13 protein-coding genes are annotated in these 18,086 nt (G+C 36.0%); 9 read left to right on the top strand and 4 right to left on the bottom strand.

The features are described from left to right. Positions 1-109: 109 nt before the first annotated feature. The gene (locus FJR04_RS19405) at positions 110-751 is read right to left on the bottom strand and encodes a hypothetical protein (RefSeq protein WP_168497879.1); all 642 of its coding nucleotides are present in this window, start codon (positions 749-751) and stop codon (positions 110-112) included. A 463-nt stretch (positions 752-1,214) separates the two neighbouring features. Here FJR04_RS19405 and FJR04_RS19400 point away from each other — a divergent pair, with 463 nt between their 5' ends. The 4 genes from FJR04_RS19400 to FJR04_RS19385 all read left to right on the top strand — a co-directional run bounded on the left by FJR04_RS19400 (position 1,215) and on the right by FJR04_RS19385 (position 6,466). Beyond that, a complete protein-coding gene (locus tag FJR04_RS19400; RefSeq protein ID WP_168497792.1) occupies positions 1,215-2,933 on the top strand; it encodes a diflavin flavoprotein in 1,719 nt (572 codons plus the stop codon). A 205-nt stretch (positions 2,934-3,138) separates the two neighbouring features. Next, positions 3,139-4,851, top strand: a complete 1,713-nt coding sequence (locus FJR04_RS19395; protein ID WP_168497877.1) for a diflavin flavoprotein — start codon at positions 3,139-3,141, stop codon at positions 4,849-4,851. A gap of 197 nt (positions 4,852-5,048) precedes the next feature. Beyond that, positions 5,049-6,143: an Hpt domain-containing protein gene (locus tag FJR04_RS19390; RefSeq protein WP_168497790.1), complete on the top strand. Its 1,095-nt coding sequence runs from the start codon at positions 5,049-5,051 to the stop codon at positions 6,141-6,143. Positions 6,144-6,286: 143 nt separating this feature from the next. Further along, entirely contained in the window at positions 6,287-6,466 is a 180-nt protein-coding gene (locus tag FJR04_RS19385; protein ID WP_168497788.1) for a hypothetical protein, read from the top strand. Positions 6,467-6,596: 130 nt separating this feature from the next. Here the strand turns inward: FJR04_RS19385 and FJR04_RS19380 are convergent, their stop codons facing one another. The 3 genes from FJR04_RS19380 to FJR04_RS19370 form a co-directional block, all read right to left on the bottom strand. Beyond that, on the bottom strand, positions 6,597-7,829 hold the full coding sequence (locus tag FJR04_RS19380) for a DUF445 family protein (protein ID WP_168497786.1): 1,233 nt from the start codon (positions 7,827-7,829) through the stop codon (positions 6,597-6,599). Positions 7,830-8,050: 221 nt separating this feature from the next. Beyond that, on the bottom strand, positions 8,051-8,740 hold the full coding sequence (gene ubiE / locus FJR04_RS19375) for a bifunctional demethylmenaquinone methyltransferase/2-methoxy-6-polyprenyl-1,4-benzoquinol methylase UbiE (RefSeq protein ID WP_168497784.1): 690 nt from the start codon (positions 8,738-8,740) through the stop codon (positions 8,051-8,053). A gap of 56 nt (positions 8,741-8,796) precedes the next feature. Continuing rightward, on the bottom strand, positions 8,797-9,750 hold the full coding sequence (locus tag FJR04_RS19370; protein WP_168497782.1) for a response regulator: 954 nt from the start codon (positions 9,748-9,750) through the stop codon (positions 8,797-8,799). A 288-nt stretch (positions 9,751-10,038) separates the two neighbouring features. Here FJR04_RS19370 and FJR04_RS19365 point away from each other — a divergent pair, with 288 nt between their 5' ends. From FJR04_RS19365 to FJR04_RS19345, 5 genes are all read left to right on the top strand, one after another. After that, positions 10,039-10,320, top strand: coding sequence for a hypothetical protein (locus FJR04_RS19365; RefSeq protein WP_168497875.1), 282 nt, complete (start codon positions 10,039-10,041; stop codon positions 10,318-10,320). A gap of 61 nt (positions 10,321-10,381) precedes the next feature. Further along, the gene (locus FJR04_RS19360; RefSeq protein ID WP_168497780.1) at positions 10,382-10,618 is read left to right on the top strand and encodes a hypothetical protein; all 237 of its coding nucleotides are present in this window, start codon (positions 10,382-10,384) and stop codon (positions 10,616-10,618) included. After that, complete coding sequence (locus FJR04_RS19355) at positions 10,560-15,233, top strand: DUF4157 domain-containing protein (RefSeq protein ID WP_168497778.1); 4,674 nt, start codon at positions 10,560-10,562, stop codon at positions 15,231-15,233. The genes FJR04_RS19360 and FJR04_RS19355 overlap by 59 nt, the downstream gene beginning before the upstream one ends. A gap of 60 nt (positions 15,234-15,293) precedes the next feature. Continuing rightward, entirely contained in the window at positions 15,294-15,794 is a 501-nt protein-coding gene (locus tag FJR04_RS19350) for a YbjN domain-containing protein (protein ID WP_168497776.1), read from the top strand. Positions 15,795-15,813: 19 nt separating this feature from the next. Continuing rightward, positions 15,814-17,520: a YbjN domain-containing protein gene (locus FJR04_RS19345; RefSeq protein ID WP_168497774.1), complete on the top strand. Its 1,707-nt coding sequence runs from the start codon at positions 15,814-15,816 to the stop codon at positions 17,518-17,520. Positions 17,521-18,086 lie beyond the last annotated feature (566 nt).

Here is an 18,086-nt window from a genome sequence, read left to right as displayed (position 1 = left end):
ACTTAATATTTCTTGTAAGGTGCGTCAAATTCGATAATTTGATAAGAATAAACAGATTTTTAACATCTGACGCACCCTATTAATATGTTAGTTGCGTCAATCTTGTTTCTTACTCGTTCCGCTTACCTTGAGGATTTTCTCTTCCAGGTGAATTTTCAATTGCTGCTAAAGCTCCGGCTGCTCCTGCTAAAATATCCTGTTCTGAGCCACCTAAATAAAGTCTGCCAAAACTACCTACAGCTTGAACTTCGAGAATATTAATTTGCGCTGCTTTTTCCGCTTCGTTGGCTGCTAATGCTGCATAAGCTGCTGGTTCAACTTCTAATACATATAGAGTTTGTCCTGCTAGTAAAAGTTGTCCCCGACGACTACGGTTAATAAGTTGGGTTTGGTAAGCGTCAATGTTGCGGATAATCTGGCTAGAAATTACACGGGGTTTGAGACATTCTTCTTTTTTTACTCCCAAAAATGCCAAAATTGCATCTCCAGCGGCTCGTGTTTCCCCTTGAGAGCCAGAATGTACTTCTAAAAGTCCGTATAACCGTTCTACTACTTGCACTCCAGGACGAACAGAAGCGGATTTGAGGGCTACGTCCGTAATCTTGTTGATTTCGATACCAGGGGAAATTTCAATCCATAAGGATGTGTCCCCTGGTAATGGTAAGAAACCCTGGGCTACTGTTCCCATGTATGCGGCGTGTTGAGGTTGCAGGTTGTCTAGAAATACGAAGCTGCGTAGTTCTATTCCCAAGGTCTTAATTCTCCAGTCATAAAGGTAAACGTCTTGTGTTGCAATATACAGCACGTTGCAGATCAATGAGTACGGGCGAAGCATTCGGGCAATCAATTCTCCATTTTTGTTCAAGGCTATTTTCCGAATGCTTTGCCCCTACAATTTCTGACTCCTGCTGTATGAGTTTACCGTTAAAGTGGACTGATTTGGTAATTAGTAATTGATGATTACAAATTCGGAATTCCGAATTATTATATTGAAGGGATTTTAATTTATTCCCATCAAAATCAATATTTCAAACTTAGTCATTTGAATGACTAGGCTATCTGGTGTATTTCTTTAGTTAAAAAATACGCCTAAAAATTGTATTTATTGTTACAACTTTAATTTGTCGAAATATACGTTTCATTACAGCTTTAAAAAAGAATAATAGCGAGAATGGGGGCAGAAGAAATGATTGTTTATTTGCTCTGGTGAAATAATGGTAGCTATTTCCGAGAACATTCAGAACCGATTAACTATACAAACTGTAGAAATTGCGCCTAATACCACTGCGATTCGTTCTCTTGATTGGGATCGCGATCGCTTTGATATTGAATTTGGTTTACAAAATGGTACAACCTATAATTCATATTTAATTAGGGGTGAACAAACAGTTTTAATTGATACTTCTCACCAGAAGTTTCGTGATCTGTATTTAGATACTCTCAAGGGTTTAGTTAATCCTAAAACTATTGATTATATAATTGTTAGCCATACTGAACCGGATCATAGTGGTTTGGTGGAAGATGTTTTACAGTTAGCTCCTAGAGCGACTGTTCTAGCTTCTAAAGTAGCTTTGCAATTTTTGGAAGGTTTGGTACATGAACCTTTTTCTAAGCGAATTGTTAAAAGTGGCGATCGCGTAGATATTGGTAAAGGACATGAAATAGAATTCGTCAGTGCGCCAAATTTACATTGGCCAGATACTATTTTTAGTTTTGATCGCAAAACCCAAATTCTCTACACTTGTGATGCCTTCGGAATGCACTTTTGTGATAGTCGCACTTTTGATGAGGACTTAGAAGCAATTGAAGCTGATTTTCGTTTTTATTATGATTGCTTGATGGGTCCAAATGCTCGTTCTTTGTTGAATGCAATGAAGAGAATGGGTGAACTAGGTAAAATTAATATTATTGCCAACGGACACGGACCATTACTACATCATAATTTAGACCTTCTCACTGAATGTTATCATAATTGGAGTCAAAAACAAGCAAAAACGGAAACTACTGTCGGCTTGTTTTATGTCTTTGGTTATGGATATAGCGATCGCTTGGGACACGCTATTGCTGATGGTTTGCAAAAAGCTGGTATCGGTGTAGAAGTATTGGATCTCAACACCGCAGACAGTCAAGAAATTCAAGAATTAGCAGGGAGAGCATCTGGTTTAATTGTCGGGATGCCTTCTACCAATGCAGTTAAAGCTCAAGCGGCAATTAGTTCATTATTAGCAGTTGCTAAACATAAACAAGTTGTTGGTTTATTTGAATCTTATGGTGGGAATGATGAACCCATTGATACCCTCCGGCGGAAATTTATTGATTTGGGTGTCAAGGAAGCTTTCCCCGCTATTCGGATTAAGGAAACACCAGGAGATTCTACCTATAAACTATGTGGAGAAGTGGGTGTTGCTTTAGGACAATTGTTAGTCAGAGAACGCAATATTAAACAAATTAAATCTCTCGACGTGAACATGGAAAAAGCGTTGGGAAGAATTAGCAATGGTTTATATATTGTCACTGCGAAAAAAGAAAATGTGAGCGGGGCAATGATTGCTTCTTGGGTAACACAAGCTAGTTTACAGCCTTTAGGTTTTACCATTGCTGTAGCTAAAGATCGCGCTTTGGATACTTTATTGCAAATAGGCGATCGCTTTGTTCTCAATGTCTTGGAAGAAGGCAATTATCAAGATTTGAAAAAGCATTTTCTCAAACGTTTACATCCCGGTGCTGATAGATTTGCAGATGTAAAAATCCAAACTGCTAAAAATGGTTCACCCATTCTTACCGAAGCACTCGCATACATGGAATGTGAAGTAGTCAACAGCATGGAATGTAGTGATCACTGGATTCTATACTGCACCGTTGAAGATGGAAAAGTTTCCAAACCTGATGGTATTACCGCAGTTCGTCATCGCAAAGTAGGAAATTACTATTAATTGGTAATTGGTGAAAAAAGATAACAGGGTTTCATTTTTTAATCCTCTCCCTTAACGGGAGGGGTAATTATCAATTGTCAATTGTCAATTATCAATTATTTACCCATCTTTCATAATTATTATGACACTTCCAGATTCATTTTCTAACGCTGTTGAATCCGCTAAAAATTGGGTTTCTCAGGTTTTTTCTCCACAACAAACTTCCATGAGTGATTCCAAGCCAAGAGACGTACAAATTCTCCCTATTGCTACAAATACAAAAGTTCTCAGATCACGGAGTAAATCACGTCTCAGGTTTGAAATTGAATATGCACTGGAACGTGGTACTACTTCCAATTGCTATTTAATAGAAGCCGATAAAACTGCATTAACAGATCCACCAGCCGAAACCTTTACAGAAATTTATCTAGAAGCATTACAGAAGACAATCAATCTGCAAAAGTTGGATTATGTCATCTTGGGACATTTTAACCCCAATCGTGTCCCAACTTTAAAAGCAATTTTAGCGATCGCACCACAAATTACTTTTGTTTGTTCTCTTCCTGCTGCTAATAACTTACGTGCGGCTTTCACAGATCAAGATATCAAAGTTTTAGTCATGCGGGGGAAAGAAACCCTCGATTTAGGTAAAGGTCATATTTTGAAATTTTTACCTAATCCTAGTCCCCGTTGGCCAGAAGCACTTTGTACTTATGATCAACAAACCCAAATTCTGTTTACAGATAAGCTTTTTGGCGCTCATATCTGTGGTGATGAAATATTTGATGATCATTGGGAAAACTTTAAAGAAGATCAACGTTATTACTTTAATTGTCTCATGGCTCCTCATGCGACCCATGTGGAAGCAGCTTTGGAGAAAATCTCTGATTTACAAGTGCGAATGTATGCTGTTGGTCATGGTCCCTTGGTACGGACTAGTTTAATTGACCTCACAAAATCCTATAGTGAGTGGAGTCGCGCTCAAAAAGATCGAGAAATATCCGTTGCACTACTTTATGCTTCAGCCTATGGCAACACTGCTACATTAGCACAGGCGATGGCATTAGGATTAACTAAAGGTGGCGTTGCGGTTAAATCTGTTAACTGTGAATTTGCTGGTGCTGACGAAATCCGTACCACCTTAGAACAAGCAGATGGTTTTATTATTGGGACTCCTACCATTGGTGGTCACGCACCTACGCCTATTCATACCGCTTTAGGGATTGTCCTCTCTACCGGTGATAATACTAAACCAGCGGGAGTATTTGGTTCTTACGGTTGGAGTGGTGAAGCTTTAGACTTGGTAGAAGGTAAACTCCGGGACGCTGGTTATCGTTTTGGTTTTGATACTTTGAAAGTCAAGTTTAAACCGGATGAAGTTACACTCAAATATTGTGAAGAAGTCGGTACAGACTTTGCTCAAAGTTTACGCAAAGCCAAAAAAGTTCGTGTTCCCCAACAAGCTGCAACCCCCACAGAACAAGCTGTAGGTCGCATTATTGGTTCTGTATGTGTGATTACAGCCAAACAGGGAGAATTTTCTACAGGGATGATGGGTGCTTGGGTATCTCAAGCTACATTTAATCCACCGGGAATTACGATGGCGATCGCTAAAGATCGAGCAGTTGAATCTCTATTATATCCTGGTGGTAAATTTGCTCTGAATATTCTTCCTGAAGGTGTTCATGTCGAATACATGAAACATTTCCGCAAGAGTTTTGAACCTGGAGAAAATAGATTCGCTAACTTCCCCATAGCTGAAGCAGATAATGGTTGTACAGTTTTGACAGAAGCTTGTGCATATCTAGAATGTTCCGTTCAGCAGCGTCTAGAATGTGGTGATCATTGGGTAATATATGCAACCGTAGATAACGGTAAATTACTCAAACCTGATGCTATGACTGCTATTAACCACCGGAAAACAGGCTCACACTATTGAATAAGTAGTCGGACAAAATTAAAGTAAATAATACAACCGTCTTGGCACATTACCACCCAAGGCGGTTTTTTGGCGCTTGAGATATAAATTAAGTTAAAAATGGGTAATCTCAATTTAAGGGAACAAAGAACAGGGAAAAGGTGACAGGTGACAGGAGTAATGACTCATTACTAATTATCCATTAATTTTTAAAAGCCATGAAACCAGAAGATTTTCAAAAAATTATAGGTTACTTTGTTGAAGAAGCAAAAGAACATTTAAATACAATATATCAAGGTTTCTTCAAACTGCAAAATACAATTGATGATCGTTATGAATTAGAATCTATATTCCGTGCCACCTATAGCCTCAAGGGTGGTGCAGCAATGCTAGGGTTTACGAGTATGCAAAGAATTGTACATGGGTTAGAAAATTGTCTCAAGTTACTGCGTTATCCTATCATCGCTGATGAACCTTTACAGTTATTATTCTTAGATGTATATCATACACTCAGAAAATTAATTTACCAACTAGAGACAACGGAAGGTTTAACATTAGATAAATTAGTTGATATCACTTTGAATATTGATGCTATTTTTACCCTGTTGAATTCCCATCTGTTATTCTTAATAGATAAATCAAACTATAAAAATAAAATTGCTAACTTAGATTCTTGTCAAACATGGAGTTATGAAATTCCCCTAAAATTAATCTTATTAGACTCTAAAGCTTTTTTATGTAGAACCTTTGCTGACTACTTTGCCAATTTACCCAATGTAGAAATAGTTAATGGTACTATTGAAGAATTACCTTTTTTCGATTGTGTAGTTACGGCGGCTAGTTCTTTAGTTTCTGCTCATAGTGTGGATGCCTCAACTCTCAGCTTTTTTGGCGAAGATGTAGAAAAATTATTACAAAAACGGATTCAAGAAGTGTATTTAGGAGAACAACCTCTAGGAACATCTTTTATTTTAGAAACCAATCATGCCCTACACCCATTTATTGCTCACACACCTACCCTGAGAATGCAGGTATCTATGGCTGGAAAGGATCATGTGTACCAGGCTATATGGTCAACACTTTTGGCTATTCGTCAACATAATAAATTGTATTGCAATAGTTTACAACATCAGATTAATATAGTTGCTATTCCTGGTTTGGGAACAAGTTTTGGTAGTGTTCCAGTTGATGAAGTAGCTAGACAAATGTCTATGGCATATCAAAATTTTCTTTTTAGTGTTCAGCCATTGTCGTCTACCTCTCATAGACAAGCTCAGAATCCACTCCCCCTGCCTGAAAACCTGCAAAAGTAAAATTTTTTAAACTTCCGCAATTCCCAGCAAGACAATTACGAAATCTTGGTTTAATCTTAGATTATGAAAGTATTAGTAGTTGCATTTTATTCAATATATTACCAACTACTGTCAAAGCAATTTTATAGTATCTTCTTCTTCCCATGAATCCTAAGCACACAAAAATTAAGTTTCCTCTTTGGCAATATTTAAACCAGCCATTATTTAGGCATGATCATCAACTAGTCTGGAATCCCCAACGCTTCGCTATTCTCTGGCGCATCCAACTTTTGGAACGGTGTTGGGGAAAAAAATGCGACGCTCAAGGTAAACAACAATCTTAGAGGATTGGTGATTGGTGATTGGTGATTGGTGATTGGTGATTGGTGATTGGGAAGAGGCAAAGAACAGAGAGAACATTTTTCACCAATTACCCATTGTCAATTATCAATTGTCAATTATCAATTGTTAATCCTATTGAGTTAGAAATAAAAATCCTACTTGAAATAAACCCACAAAAAAACCTAAAAAACCACCTAAAGTTACAATTGCTTGTAATTCATTTCTGACAATTCCTTCAATTGCATTTTCTAATTCAGCCGGAGAGGTAGCTTTTACTCGTTCTACAATTACTTGATCTATAGATAAAATAGGAATTGCTTGAGCGACAATAATTTCTAAATCTCTCTCTAAATACTTCTCTAAAATTAATGCTAAATCCCGCGAAACTACTTCCAAAGAGGTATTGACAACTGGTGAACTACTTAACCGATTTAACAAAACAATAGAAATTCTTTCCCAGTCGGCTGATTCCGTTAATTCTTTGAGCAAATCGCTACCACTATTTTGCAGATATTGACGAACACTATCCCTAATAGTTTTTCTTAATTGACGGACAGTACCAACTGGTAAATTTTGTAAAGATAAATTTTGTAACAATCCCTTGATGCGATCGCGCATTTTTAAATCTTTAATTAATTCTTGCAACCGTTTATTAGTTGCTTCTTTTTCATCTAAACAAAATGTCCGCAATCGAGTGAGAGTATTCTTTAAACCAAACAAATTTGCCACTACCCAATAAGTTCCGCTGGTTTTTTCTCGAAAACTTTCATCAATAGTTTGAATTGTCCGATCTGTTAAAAAATCAACTATAATTTGTCGTAATATATCCGGAGGTAAAACCACCTCTAATAACCAATCAGCTAATCTAATAGATTGTTCTTCAGTAAGTTGAAATTCTAGTAATACTTTATCAAATATTTGATTAATTTGTGTTTCTAAAAATGTTTCTTGTCTCGCTAAAACCTTTAAAAGACGTGGTAGAGATTCACCCAACAAATCACGTAAAATTCCTGCTAAAATTTTCGTGCTACGGGGATTTTTATCTCCTTTAATTTGGTCAATTATCAGCCGTAATAACCAGAAAATTCCGCCTTGGATTCGTTCCGGTTGCAAAAGTCTCCGCGCTAGATTTTGCAGTTCTTGTGGAGTTAGTAGCGATTTCATAATCGCATTAGCAATATTTTGTCCTAGTCGTTCTTGATTACTAGGAATTAAACCAGGTGTAAAAGGTAATTTTTTTCCAAAAATATAAACTGCTCTATAGGGACGAAATAACATTTTTATGGCTATATCGTTTGTATAATAGCCAATTACTGCACCCAGTACGGGGGGTGATATATATAATAAAATTCGAGACAAATCCACCTAATTCTTCTTCCTCCTAATTCTTCTTCCTCCTGACTCCTTTACGGGCGAAGTATTCAGGCGATAAATTATCGGTTTTTTCCAAGTAGGGGCGTATCCCTGACGGGACTGGAAGCATCAGCATTCGGACGATAAATTATCGGTTTTTTCCCAAGTTTATTTTCCGAATGCTTCGCCCCTACGACTTCTAACTACTAGCCCTTCAGAGTTTGCTAGAATTTTTAATTGCTGACTACTAATACTCCCATCATACCGTTAGCTATAGGATAGTGTGTAACATCCCTAAAACTAGCTTGAAGTGCTAATTTTATTTGCTCTTTACCAATGGGGAAGCGGTCTAAACTGGGGCTGATATAGGCATATTCTTCTTTTAAGCCCAGATTAGTGGCGATGGGGACGACACAGTTCTTTAAGTACCATTGTTGTACAGCGCGGAACTGTTCATTAGTTGGGCGATGAAAGTCTAAAATGGCTGCTTTTGCACCTGGTTTCAGAACACGGCGGATTTCTTGGAGACTGCGGGGAATATCTTTAACATTCCTTAATCCATAACCCATAGTAGCCGCATCAAAATAATTATTTTCAAAAGGTAATTCTAATACATCTGCTTCTACCCAAGTGATAGAAGGTTGGGGATAGTAATTTTTAGAGCGTTCTTTAGCCGTATTTAATAAGTTTGTAGAAAAATCTACACCATAAACTTGGCCTGTGATCCCTACATGACGCGCTAGGCGAAAAGTTAAATCACCGCTACCGCAACATAAGTCTAAGCTTGTATTACTAGGTTTAGCACCACTCCATTTTACTGTCATTTCTTTCCAAATACGGTGTTGTCCTAAGCTTAACCAATCGTTAAGTTGGTCATATACGGGAGCAATCCGGTTAAATATAGTGCGAACTTCGTTACTCATTTTTTAGGGAACAAGGGGGAGGAAAAGTCATTTTGATGGGAGTGAAATTGTGTAGTTTATGCTTTTAAAGAGCAGCAACTACTAGCTAGAGCGATCGCTACTAATTCCGCTGATAAGTGAATCAGCTTGAGTTCATCTTCTCGTAAACTGCATGGTTGTTGCCACTGGATTGATAAAACGCCTACAATTTCACTGCGGTAGCTAATGGGAATTACCAAATGTGCTTTGACATTATTATTTTCATAGTGATTTATACTATTTAAATTACTATCTTTAGGGATATTCAAGGAAAGTTGCAGTTGATTTGTCGCGATCGCTTCACTAGTTAATGGATCTTGTTCTAACCAATTTTTTATAGTCCCAGTCTCACTGTAAACTCCTTGGGTCTTAGACAGGGTATTGTCTTCTATAAGCTGTAAAATGCAGCCATCAGCCGCTAAAGTCTCTGCAAAGGCTTGAGCAATTGGTTTTAGGGTATCTTCTAGGTTAGATCCTGCTTGAGTTACTTCTACCAAAACAGTCAATAAATCCATTTGAGCATGAGCGCGACGTAACTCTTCTGTCCGTTGTTTCAGCAAATCATAGGTTTCTGCGGCTCTTTGCACTACCGCTTTTAATTCGCCAGGGTCCCAAGGTTTCGTGATATATTTATACACCTGTCCAGCATTAATAGCTTCTACCAAGTCTTCAATATCGGTAAACCCAGTTAAAATAATTCTCACCGTATCGGGAAACTGTGGTACAGTTCGACTCAGGAATTCAGTCCCTTTCATTTCCGGCATCCGTTGATCAGAAATAATTACCGCAACTTCCCCTTCAGTCTCCAACAATTGCAAAGCACTCACACCACTATCAGCCTTTAGCACCTGAAAATCACGCCTAAATGTCCGATAAAGCAGATCCAAATTATCTGGTTCATCATCAACAACCAGAATTTTAAGTTTTTTGGGACGTTCAAGAGTCATAAGTGGACGGCGTACTTTTTCAGGTTCAAGATTTGGATTATCCATAGATATTTGTTATATTTTCTACTTATATAGTAATCCTATATGATGTTAAGAATAACACTAGATTAACCAGGACGGTATAAACAGGAGTCGGGAGAAAGGCACAAAAAAAGATGCCTATGTTGTCCCTATTCGTTTTCTCTTACCATAACTGAGATTTTCTAGCATACTTTAACTGGTATTGAACGGTAACAGGTAACAATTCTTAATTTTCAGGATGTATTTGCATTTTTCTAATTTTATCAATCTAAAATTAGTGAAAAGATGGCTAAGTATGGAGCAGATAGAATCATGAGAGTTTGGTTGGTATGCTTTTTTGTCCTGTTTGCTTTAGCGGAGTTTTTTAAATGGTTACAAGCGTTTTCGATACCATTACCAATATATATTTTAGGAGGAGCATTTTTAGCTGTTGCCTCTAACTATGATAAAATTTTTGGTTATTCTTTAAGTAATGTCTCTTTAATCACAGCCTTGGAACTACCCAAGTTAGCATCAGCAGCGGATTCAACGGCGATTTCTTTGCCAATATCCCGTTCTATATCGGTATCGGTTCAAGAATCTTCAGAAGAATGAACTAAATTGCTAAACTATGGCAAAATAAGAACATTATCCTAAAAAAACTGTGGGTGTAACCATGCAGAGTCGAACTACCAACACCAGCAAAACCAGCCAAAATAACACCTCTGCCCCACAGTCAAACCCCTTCCAAACCAGGCCATTTGAAAGCGATACCCTCAAAAAATCACAACCTCCAAGTACAGACATAGACCTAGAAACAGAAAACGAACCAAGGGAAATCCTATGGACTGGACTTGAAAAATGTTCCCATATTCCCACCCGAACCACCAACCCAACCAAATATACAACCTAAATTAACCATAGGGCAACCCAACGATAAATATGAACAAGAAGCAGAAAACGTGGCCACAGAAGTAGTTAATCACATCAACACACCACCCTCTACATCAAACATAGATCACCCTATTCAAACACAAAGAAAAAGAAATCCCACCCATCAAACATTTGATAGAGAAGTAGTAGGAATAAGTGTAAAGAGAAAAGTAAGTACACCTACATTTCAAAAAAATCAAAATCTCCCTGATATAGGACAACAGAATATTCAAACCAAAAGAAATCCTACTCATCAAACATTCGATAGAGAAGTAGTAGGGATGAGGGTAGATAGAAGAGTAAATAAACCCACATTTCAAGAAAATCAAAATCTTCCTGATATAGGACAACAGAATATTCAAACAAAAAGAAATCCTACTCATCAAACATTCGATAGAGAAGTAGTAGGGATAAGAGTAGATAGAAAAGTAAATAAACCTACATTTCAAGAAAATAAAAATATTCCTGATATAGAACAACAGAATATCCAACGCGAATCAGAAAATACGCAAACATCAAATAATCACAATATAGAAGATAGTATTCAAAGTAAAAAAGGCAGTGGACAAGAAATAGCGGCTGATGTCAGAGAGCCTATGGAACAGGCATTTGGGGCTAATTTTACTAGTGTGAGAGTGCATACAGATGGTGAATCAGATCAGTTAAATCAATCATTGAATGCCAAGGCATTTGCTACAGGACAAGATGTATTTTTTAGACAAGGGGCGTATAATCCTACAAGTAGAGATGGACAACATTTGTTAGCTCATGAATTGACTCATGTAGTGCAACAGAATGGGAATACAGTTCAACCAAAATCATTAACTAAAATTGCCAGAAAAGAGAATAAAGACAACAATAATAACTCCCAGAAAATAGCAGAAACAGAAAATAAACAGTCAGCAGAAATTACCCCAAAAACTGCTAAAAGCTCACCTGTAAATACACCTCAACAACCTGCTACTCAACCTAATAATTCACCAGCACCAGAAACTGCTAAGAATCAAAATCAACAAGTAGGTATTCAAGAAAAAGAAAACAAACCTCAAAACAATCAAAAACAAGTAACATCAGCAGCAGGAACAACTGGAAATACAGGAAATAGTAGTGGTGCAAACAGTGGGAATAGTAATAGTAACACAACCACTAATACAGGAGAAAAAGCACCCACATCACCACAACAAGATCCTGCTTTCCAAGAAGTAGTAAATAAAGCCAAAGGTGTAGGAACAAAATCAAAAGAACACGAACCAGCAGCCACAAAATCAAAAGAAGCTCAAGATGCTGCTCAATCTCCAGAAGCAGAACTAAAAGGAAAAGCACAAGATCAAAAAGTTGCAGAATTGGAGGGACAACAACCAGGAACATTTAACGCTACAGCATTCAAAAATCAACTTTTGAATAAAATTAAAGAGATTACCCCAAAAACAGAAGACGAAGCTAAAGAATTTAAAAATAATAATAAAATTGATCAAGTTAAAAATGAAGTTTCTTCTCAAGTTAAAGATGAAAAAGAAAATGCTGCTAACCCCATAGAAGATAAAGTTAAAGAACAACCAGATACTAGTAGTGTTACACCAAAAGAAGTTAAGCCTTTAGCAGCACCACAACCAGGACAACCAACTACAGATATTGGTAGTAAAAATGCTGCTCCCAAACCAAAAACTAATTCAGAAGTTTCTGCACCATTGCAACAAAATAGTCAAGAAATTGACCAAAAAATGGCAGAAGCAAAAATTACCGATGAACAATTAGCAAAATCTAATGAACCGCAATTTTTAACCACGCTAGAAGCTAAAAAAGAGGCGAAAACCCATTCAGCAACAGCACCACAAGAATATCGTCAAAAAGAACAAGGAGTTATTAATAAAGCTGAGGGAGAAGCACAGAATTTAAGTCAAACTGGACTTCAAGGAATGCACGGTGAGAAAGAAAATATTCTCACGCAAGTAATAGGAAAACAGGAAGAAACTAAAGGTCAAGATGAGGGTAAAAGAGGAGAAATTGGTACTCACATCAATGGTATTTATGAAAATACTAAAACTGAAGTTGATAAATGTTTATCTGACTTAGAAACAAATGTTAATAGTAAATTTGATAATGCGTCTAACGCTGCTAAAACCGCATTTGAGAACTATGTCGGGCAGAAAATGGATGCTTACAAACAAGAAAGATATGGTGAATGGTATGATGTAAGTGGGTGGGGTAATAGAGCATCTGATTTCTTCACAGGTTTACCACCAGAAGTAAATAAATTCTTTGAAGATGGCAGAGAATTATATATTAATGAAATGGATACGGCTTTAACAGAAATTGCTAATTTAGTAGCAGATAAACTGAATGAAGCCAAACAAAAAATTGCTGATGGAAAACAAAAAATTCAAGAATATGTAACTAGCTTACCGGAAAATTTACAAGAAATTGGTAAAGAAGCAGCAGAGAATATTCAAAGCAAATTTGATGAATTGGCACAATCTGTAGATAATAAACAAAATGAGTTAATTGATTCTTTGGCTAATAAATATCAAGAGAATCTCCAAGCAGTTGATGCAAAGATTCAGGAAATGAAAGAAGCAAATAAGGGATTCTTAACTAAAGCCAAAGAAGGCATTCAAGGAGTATGGGAAACTATTCAAAAAATTAAAGAAATGTTTATGACTACATTAGCTAAAGTTGCTAGTGTAATTGATAAAATTCTCTCAGATCCTATAGAATTCTTAGGTAATTTAATTAATGGGGTTAAACAAGGTTTTAATAATTTTACAACAAATATTGTTACTCACCTACAAACAGGTTTAATTACTTGGTTAACAGGTGCTTTAGGTGGAATGGGTCTGCAATTACCAGAAGATATCTTTAGTTTGCCAGGAATCTTAAGTTTAGTCATGCAAGTATTAGGACTAAATTGGGGTTACATTCGCGGTAAAGGGGTGAAATTATTAGGTGAACCCGTAGTTGGAGCAATGGAACAAGGTTCAGAGTTATTCCCCATGTTAATGAATGGTGATTATGTGGGAATGTGGGAACATCTAAAAGAAGATTTTAATGATTTAAAAGAATCAGTAATTGAGCAAATTAAAGAGATGGTAATTACTCAGGTAATTACTGCTGGTGTGAAGTGGATTATTGGATTATTAAATCCAGCATCGGCATTTGTGAAAGCAGCAATGGCAATTTATGATATTGTCATGTTCTTTATTAATCGTGGTAGTCAAATCATGGATTTGGTGAATGCGATTACAGATGCAATAGCGGCTATTGCTAATGGTGCAATTGATGGTGCTGCGAAGTTGGTAGAAAATGCTTTAGCTAAGTCTTTACCCGTGGTAATTGGGTTCTTAGCTTCCTTGTTAGGAATTGGGGATTTGGCGAAGAAGGTACAAGATATTATTGGTAAGATTCGCCAGAGAATTGATCAGGCTATTGATAAGTTGCTGCTGAAGGCCAAGAAATTATTCAAAGGAGCAGTTAAGAAAGGTAAAGAAAAAGTAGCTGCAATCACAGAATGGTGGAAAGCCAAAAAGAAATTTAAAGCTCAAGATGGTGAAAATCATACACTATTCTTCAATGGTGAAAATAATTCCGCTAAATTAATGATAGCCAGTACGCCTAAAGTGCTAGATAGCTATTTAGCTGATCTCAAAGCTAAAAATGCAAAAATATCTGATGATAATATTAAGAATGATAATAATAAGAAATTGCAATCAATAGAAGTAAGTGCAAGCAAAATTGATAAATTAAAATCTGATAAATCTATAGGGAAGGGAGTTGGAGAAGAAATATCAACAGAATTAGCCAGCATTGCGAGTAATCTTGCAAGTATTGAGTTATTAGATGAAGGAGTACCCCCATCTCAAATCAAATGGACAACGCAGGGTGAAGATGGTAAATCTATGATAGCTGAACCTCTAAGTTTAGATCCAGGTGGTTTTCAAGGTAGTGAGCCTTATGATGAGTCAGCTTTATGGAAAAAAGTTTCTGTAAGGAATAATAGTACAACTACTATATACATAAGAGGGCATCTTCTTAATCATCATGTACATGGACCTGGTAGTAAGCAGAACTTGACACCCATCACAGGTGCTTTAAATAGTAAAATGGAACGGGAAGTGGAAAGCACTGTGAAAAATAAAGTTTTAGGGGAGAAAAAAGTAGTTAGTTATCATGTTGAGGTTGATTATGGAGGACATTCAAGCAGGACAAATATACCGGATGAAGCTAAATTAGCTAAATCTATGAAATTTCAACTTCATGAGATGAAAGCAGAACCAGGAAAAGATCCTAAACAGCAATCGAGTTGGAAAAAAGCAAATCCAATCAGTATCACTCCATCAATGAATCATGACTTACCTCCTGACTTGTCTGTAGGTAAGTTACCTTCTGTAGATTTTGGTAATGCACCAGTAAGTGACGTTGTGAAAAATATCACAGCAATAGAAGGTATAGGTGAAAAACCAGCAAGGGCAATTGGCGATTTGATAGAAAATAACCGTAAACGTGGTAGAAATGATATTGAAGAAAAAGAACTTATGCATGTAGTTCCTGGTCTAGGAAAGACAAAACTGGATAAAATTAAAAAGCAGAAATTCACATAAAATGTGATAGTTTTATTGTAGGTATCAAAAAATAGATTTTAATTGGGAGAATAATTTATTATGAGTAATACAGAACAACAATCTAGTACAAACACAAGTGAAAATAAAGGCTTACAAGCACTAAAAACTTTAGGAAACTTTTTAGATATAGACGGATGGAATCCTCAATATCTTGAAGATAAACAGGCTTATAAAATCAATTTTGAGAGTGAACATGGTAGAGGACTAGCTTATGCTCAAATTTTCACAGATATAGAGCAATTCTTATTCTATGTCATGATGCCATTTAAAATTCCTGAAGAATCACGAAATACTATAGCTGAATTTATAACCAGGGCAAATTATGGGTTACGTGTAGGCAATTTTGAAATGGATTATGAAGATGGAGAAGTCCGTTACAAAACTTGCATAGATTTTGGTGGGGAAACTTTAACCAATGGCTATATCAAAAACACTATGTATCCAGGATTAAAAACAATGGAACGATATTTACCAGGATTTTTAAGTATAGTTTATGGTGGCAAAACTCCTGAAGAAGCAATCTCAGTATTAGAGGAATAATATTTATTAAATACATCCCATGAGCTTATACAATAAAAATGATTTAGTCTTAGAAGAGTTAATATTATTTACTACTTCTAACTCTTCTTTTACTATAAATCAAGTCAACTTAGCATTACTAAAACAAGACGATAAAATCATCGAATGTTGTCTTAAATTCCCCATCAATTATGAACTTTACCAACAAATAGAACAACAAAATCTCTTTAACCTCAAACCAGAAGTAAAAAGTCCCATCACAGGAGGAAAATTTCTCCCTGAAATAGAAATTAACCTAGAAATTACCCTCAAACCTGACATACTCCCACAATTACTAGAAACCACAAACAACCCTGAAGAAATTGCCAATTATTTAGTAAATCTCAGTCAACAACAATCAGAAAATAAAGACATTCATCCCCTATTACAAACAGAAAATTGGCTATGTTTATCTGTAAAACAAACTCAAAATAACAAAGAAATTGGCTATAATACATTTTGGTATTACGTCAATCCTAGCGTTATTAATAATCCTGATACTACCAGTGAACAAGTATCTGAAGGAATAGTTAATTTTGTCAAAGAATGGACACAAGTAAACTTAGCAACAGCTACCCAAAATTTCACCAATGATATCCTTACAGATATTGGTAACATCTTTCAAGATTTCAGTAACGAGATTTTTTTAGAACCAGGTAAACAAGATACTATTCAGAATAATCCAGAAACTCTTTTTGATAGCATCATTAACTTTTTTGATCAAGATGATTGGTCTTATGTCAAAATAGAAGATAATACTGCTTTAAGTTTAGCATTTGAAGGAGATACTGGGAGATGGAACTGCTACGCTAAAGCTAGAGAAGAACAAAAGCAATTTGTATTTTATTCAATTTGTCCTGTACAAATACCAGAAAATAAGAGATTAACCATTTCTGAATTTATCACTAGAGCAAATTATGGCATGATTAATGGTAATTTTGAATTAGATTTTAATGATGGAGAAATTCGCTACAAAACCAGCATAGATGTAGATGGAGATAAACTGAGTTTTGCCTTAATTAAAAATCTAGTTTATGCTAATGTCATCATGATGGATGAATACCTACCAGGAATTATCAATGTAATTGAAAGTGATATTTCTCCTGAGTTAGCTATTAATCAAATAGAACAAAATCAAGAAATTAATCAACCATCAGATGAAATTGAACAGTTACCATTAATTATAGCTGTTGATGAACAAAAAGAGGATCTTAAAACCCAAGAGAGAAATCCATATATACTAACAATATTAACACCAGAAGAAATTGCCCAATTTCATCACGCTTTACAAGTAATGCCTCCTTATCAACATAAACAAGCTAATGCTATATTGGAAAAACTAAAAAAAGAACTTATTTCCAGATTAGGGGAATTAGGAGAAACAATATTTATTCAAGCAAATATCTTTTTCAAAGAAATAACAATATCCGCAAAAAATATTAAATTGGTTCAAAGATATTCAGGAATAGCGGGAAGAATACAGTCACTCTTAGAAAAATTACAGAATTTGAGCCAAAAGGATGACGAACTGCCTATAAATGCTCCTGAGTTAAAAGCAATTTCCGATTTACAAACATTATTTAATAGTGTTGAACAACGGTTACAAGAATTACCAACTGATACACTAATTGGTAATAAAGAAGTAGAATTATTGGTAGAGATTGAAGACTTGAGAGCAAATTTAGTTCGCCGAGAGAAGTTGTTATAAGTAATATTAGCAAATCAATGGTGATGGATAGGATTACAGATTTTGTAACTGATAAATGCCATTATAGATTCAGTAACAGCGGCTTCCCTGTCCGTAGACATCGCTAGTGAAGCAGTAGGACAAGCAACTGAAGCCATAGAAAATGCCCAGGGATATATTTAATAAATTGAAAGAAATTAGCTTCCTCCAGACTCCGAGAAATACTGATGCAAAGATAGATTTTCGGGCGATCGCTACCATCACCGCAAGCATCACATTGCAGTTATACATAGTAATAAAATAGTCGAACTAGAATAAAAAAAGCAGATTTTTGCCCATTCTCAACATCTCTTACACCTTTACGAGCAAGAGTTTAGTTAAAATAATTTTCATAACAGAATACCCAAATTATTGCTAAACTATGGCAAAATAAGAACAATATCCTGAAAAAACTGTGGGTGTAATCATGCAGAGTCGAACTACCAACACCAGCAAAACCAGCCAAAATAATACCTCTGCACCACAGTCAAACCCCTTCCAAACCAGGCCATTTGAAAGCGATACCCTCAAAAAATCACAACCACCCA

The organism is Anabaena sp. UHCC 0204 (assembly GCF_009711975.1).
In the GTDB taxonomy this organism is placed as follows: domain Bacteria; phylum Cyanobacteriota; class Cyanobacteriia; order Cyanobacteriales; family Nostocaceae; genus Dolichospermum.
This window is presented reverse-complemented; position numbering and strand designations above follow the sequence as displayed.